At 61.9% G+C, this 2,826-nt stretch carries 3 protein-coding genes; 2 read left to right on the top strand and 1 reads right to left on the bottom strand.

Annotated features, from left to right (window positions below; genetic code table 11):
- Positions 1-331, bottom strand: a 331-nt coding sequence (locus HLUSI_RS0104135) for an ATP:cob(I)alamin adenosyltransferase (protein ID WP_016832774.1), incomplete at its 3' end; no start/stop codon positions are given.
- Between the two features lie 226 nt (positions 332-557).
- On the opposite strand from HLUSI_RS0104135, the gene HLUSI_RS0104130 reads away from it, so the two are divergent.
- Together HLUSI_RS0104130 and HLUSI_RS0104125 are read left to right on the top strand one after the other, a co-directional pair.
- The gene (locus HLUSI_RS0104130) at positions 558-1,967 is read left to right on the top strand and encodes an FAD-binding oxidoreductase (RefSeq protein ID WP_016832773.1); all 1,410 of its coding nucleotides are present in this window, start codon (positions 558-560) and stop codon (positions 1,965-1,967) included.
- Between the two features lie 87 nt (positions 1,968-2,054).
- On the top strand, positions 2,055-2,826 hold a 772-nt coding region (locus HLUSI_RS0104125; protein ID WP_029363112.1), incomplete at its 3' end, for a LysR substrate-binding domain-containing protein.

Below are 2,826 nucleotides of genomic sequence, written 5' to 3'. Positions count from 1 at the left end.
TAAAAAATTCCTTGAGCGGCGGCAAATCGGTGTTGTGCTTTTCCAGCAGCGCATCCAACTGCGCCACCTGCGCGTCGGCGATCACGCTGTAACCGGGAATGCACAGCTCGCCGCCCAGGTCGAACAGATCGTGCTGGATCGCCAGCAATTCCTCGCGCACGCCGGCCGGCAAGTCTTCGCACAGCAGCAGGCCGAGTTGCGAATTGAGTTCGTCGACTTCGCCCAGCGCATGGATGCGCGGCGCGTCCTTGGCGATGCGGCTGCCATCGCCGAGGCCGGTACTGCCGTCGTCGCCGGTGCGCGTTGCAATTTTTGAAAGGCGATTGCCCATGTGGTTATCTATCCTCTGTTCTCTGCAAATGAAAAGCCAAGCATAGCTAAAAAATGGGCCTTCAGAGCTCAAGTTGTCAGACAAATATAAAATATGTCTGCGGCAAGAGAGTAAAATCCACAGAGGTTTTGACGTCAGAGCAAGCCGCCGCGCCCGTGTTTGATTGCGTTCCGGGGCGTTGCAATATTCCCCTGCGTCACTATTCCAACAGACAGAGAGACAGACAATGAACCATATCGTTGATGCGCAGAAACTGCGCAAGCCCGTTCCCGAAGCGTTGCTGGCGTCCTTGCAATCCTTGCTTGGCAATCGTTTCTCGACCACGCAGGCGATGCGCGAGCATCACGGCCGTGACGAGTCGTCCTACGATCCGATGCTGCCCGACGCCGTGGCCTTCGCCCACACCACCGAAGAAGTCGCCGCCATCATCAAGGCCTGCAGCGAACATCGCATCCCCGTCATTCCCTACGGCACTGGCACATCGCTGGAAGGCCACGTGCTGGCGCTGCAAGGCGGCATCACGATCGACCTGTCGCAGATGAGCCAGGTGCTGGCGGTCAACGGTGAAGACCTGACCGCCACCGTGCAGGCCGGCGTCACGCGCAAGCAGCTCAACCAGGAAATCAAGGACAGCGGATTGTTCTTCCCGATCGATCCGGGCGCCGACGCTTCCATCGGCGGCATGGCCTCGACCCGCGCTTCCGGCACCAATGCCGTGCGTTACGGCACCATGCGTGAAAACACCCTGGCGCTGACCGTGGTCACCGCCGATGGCAACATCATCAAGACCGGCACCCGTGCCAAGAAGTCATCGGCCGGCTACGACCTGACCCGCGTCTACGTCGGCAGCGAAGGCACGCTGGGCATCATCACCGAGATCACCGTACGCCTGTATCCGCAACCGGAAGCGGTGTCGGCGGCGATCTGTTCGTTCCCGAGCGTGGCCGACGCGGTCAACACCGTGATCCAGGCGATCCAGGTCGGCGTGCCGCTGGCGCGCGTCGAACTGCTCGACGAAAACGGCGTCAAGGCGATCAACGCCCACGACAAGATGACCCTGCCCGAAAATCCGCTGCTGCTGTTTGAATTCCACGGCAGCGAAAACGGCGTCAAGGAACAAGCCGAAGTCGTGCAGGAACTCGCCAACGACAACAACGCGCTGGGCTTCGAATGGGCCACGCGTCCGGAAGACCGCTCGCGCCTCTGGGCCGCGCGTCACAACGCCTACTTCGCGATCCTGCAATTGCGCCACGGCGCGCGCGCGATTTCGACCGACTGCTGCGTGCCGATTTCACGCTTGGCCGAATGCGTGCTGGAAACCAAGGCCGACTGCGAAGCCAACGGCCTGGTCCACGCCATTATCGGCCACGTCGGCGACGGCAATTTCCACGTGCAGATGATGGTTGATCCCAACGATCCGGCCGACATCGCGCGCGCCGAAGGCGTCAACGAACGCATGGTCACGCGCGCCATCGAGATGGACGGCACCTGCACCGGCGAACATGGCGTCGGCCTGCACAAGATGGATTTCCTGGTGCAGGAACACGGCGACGGCGCCATTGATGTGATGCGGGCGATCAAGCATGCGCTCGATCCCAAGAACATCATGAATCCGGGCAAGATCGTACGCTGGTAATCATTTGATTCCGCATCCAATAGCAAGCAGCACCCCGGGACGCGCCGCGTGGCGGCCGTCCCGCAACAACAGCAGGTAGAACAAGACATGGCAACACGCCTTCCTCCCGTCCATGCCCTTTCCGCGTTTGAAGCGGCGGCGCGTCACAATTCATTCGCCGTGGCGGCGGAAGAACTCTGCATCACGCCATCGGCGCTGTCGCACCGTATCCGTTTGCTGGAAGAGTTCGTCGGCGAGCGTCTGTTCTTCCGTGACGGCCGCTCGATCGGCCTGTCCGAATTCGGTCGCCGCTATCTCGACGTGGTGCGCTCCGCCTTGCGCACGCTGACCGATTTTCCGATGCCGCATCGCAACGCCACGGTGCAGCCCAAGGTCAAGATCATGCTGCCGCCGACGTTCGCGCGTCACTTGCTGGTGCCCCGCATCGCCGAGTTCACGCAGCGTTATCCCGACATCACCGTCGAGATGTACCTGTCGGTGCCGCTGTACGATCTGAGCCTGTCGGAGAGCGACGTCGAAATCCGTTTCGGCGCCGGCAACTATCCCAATTTCGTCACCGAAAAATTATTCGAAGAGCCGGCCTTCGCCGTCGCCAGCCCGGCCTACCTGAAGACCATCCCGCCGCTGAAGGGGCCGCAAGACCTGCTGCACGCCAACCTGCTGCGCTCGGCGCTGGAGCCTTGGCAGCCCTGGTTTGAAGCCGCCGGTCTCAAGGATTGGCCGGAGCCGTCGACCGGCCTGCGTGTCGACGATCTCGGCCTGCTGCTGGAATCGGTGCGCCACGGCTACGGCGTCGGCCTCACGCGCCAGCATTTCGCCGAAGAACTGCTCGCACGCGGCGAGATCGTCGAGCTCTTCG

Source organism: Herbaspirillum lusitanum P6-12, from assembly GCF_000256565.1.
In the GTDB taxonomy this organism is placed as follows: domain Bacteria; phylum Pseudomonadota; class Gammaproteobacteria; order Burkholderiales; family Burkholderiaceae_D; genus Herbaspirillum; species Herbaspirillum lusitanum.
This window is presented reverse-complemented; position numbering and strand designations above follow the sequence as displayed.

Coding starts and splice junctions, on each gene's coding strand:
- HLUSI_RS0104130 (WP_016832773.1), top strand. CDS start 558: ATGAACCATATCGTTGATGCGCAGAAACTGCGCAAGCCCGTTCCCGAA.